The organism is Roseateles flavus (assembly GCF_039872765.1).
Lineage (GTDB): Bacteria > Pseudomonadota > Gammaproteobacteria > Burkholderiales > Burkholderiaceae_C > Roseateles_B > Roseateles_B flavus.
In genome coordinates this window covers 1-1,726 of record NZ_JBDPZC010000045.1, presented here as the reverse complement: position 1 = coordinate 1,726, position 1,726 = coordinate 1, and the positions used below count along the sequence as shown (strand labels likewise).

Sequence of the window (1,726 nt, the reverse complement as noted above, 5' to 3'; positions counted from 1 at the left end):
GCTGCCCAGCTATATGGTGCCGGCGGCCTATGTGCAGCTGGCATCGCTGCCGCTGAACCCCAACGGCAAGCTGGACCGCAAGGCGCTGCCGGCGCCGGACGAGCAGGCCTGGAGCCGGCGCGCTTACGAGGCACCGCAGGGCGAGGTGGAAGCCACGCTGGCGGCCATCTGGGCCGAGCTGCTGCAGCTGGAGCGCGTGGGCCGCCACGACAACTTCTTCGAACTGGGTGGGCACTCGCTGATGGCGGTGAGCCTGATCGAGCGCATGCGCCGCGCGGGCTTGCACACCGATGTGCGCGCCCTGTTCCTTTCGCCGACGCTGGCCGCGGTCGCCGCGGCCGTGGGCATTGGCAGCGCGCCGGTGCAGGTGCCGCCGAATCTGATTCCCGAAGGCGCGACGACGATCACGCCGGAGATGCTGACCCTGGCCACGCTGGACGAGGAGGCCATCGCCCATGTCCTGGCCACCGTGCCGGGCGGTGCGGCCAATGTGCAGGATATCTACCCGCTGGCTCCGCTGCAGGAAGGCATCCTGTTCCATCACCTGATGGAGAAGGAGGGCGACCCCTATCTCCTGCCCACGCTCTGCGCCTTCTCGAGCCAGGAGCAGCTGGAGCGATTCCTTGCGGCCATCCAGCAAGTGATTGCCCGCCACGACATCCTGCGCACCGGCATTGCATGGCAGTCCCTGGACCAGCCCATGCAGGTGGTGCGTCGTCATGCGGAGCTGCCCTTCCAGAGCGTGTCGCTGGATCCGCAGCACGGAGACATCGGCAGCCAGTTGCTGGCCCAGTTTGGTCCGCGTCATTTCCGCATCGACGTCAGCCAGGCCCCTCTGCTGCGTACCTTCGCCGCGCATGACAGCGCGCAAGGGCGCTGGGTGCTGCTGGTGCTGGCCCACCACCTGGCGATCGACCACACGACGCTGGAGCTGCTGGTCGAGGAAGCCAGCCTGATCAAGAACGGACGCATGGAGGCGCTGGCTCCACCCGCCCCCTTCCGCAATTTCGTGGCCCAGGCCCGCCTGGGCGTGAGCCAGGCGGAGCACGAGGCCTTCTTCCGCCAGATGCTGGGGGACATCGAGGAGCCCACCGCACCTTTCGGCCTGCTGGATGTGCAGGGCGACGGTGCGGACATTGAGGAACGCAGCCAGATGCTGCCGGCAACGCTGTCGCAGGCGATCCGCCAGTGTGCGCGCAGCCTGGGGGTGAGCGCAGCCAGCCTGATGCACCTGGCCTGGGCGCTGGTGCTGGTACGCACGACGGGGCGCCAGGACGTGGTCTTTGGCACGGTGCTGTTCGGTCGCATGCAGGGCGGCGAGCGTGCAGACCGTGTGCTGGGGATGTTCATCAACACCCTGCCGCTGCGTTTGAGCATCGACGGGCGACGCGTGGACGAGCTGGCTCGGCAGGTGCATCGCCTGCTGACCCAGCTGCTGCGCCACGAGCATGCGCCGCTGGCGCTGGCGCAGCGCTGCAGCGCGGTGCCGGCTCAGGCGCCGCTGTTCAGCTCGCTGCTGAACTTCCGCTATGCCCCGCGCCCACTGGATGAGGGTGAGGCGGCACAAGAGGCACACGAGGACGACATCGAGGAGATCCATTCAGAGGAACGCACCAACTACCCGCTGACGCTGGCGGTGGACGATCTGGGCGAGGACTTCATGCTGACGGCGCAGGTCCAGGCGTCGGTGGGTGCAGAGCGGGTGTGCGCGCTGATGCACACGGCG

Annotated in this window: 1 protein-coding gene; it reads left to right on the top strand. The window is 68.3% G+C overall.

Annotation, left to right across the window (positions count from 1 at the left end):
- On the top strand, positions 1 to 1,726 hold a 1,726-nt coding region (locus ABDJ40_RS24655), incomplete at both ends, for a condensation domain-containing protein (RefSeq protein WP_347613760.1).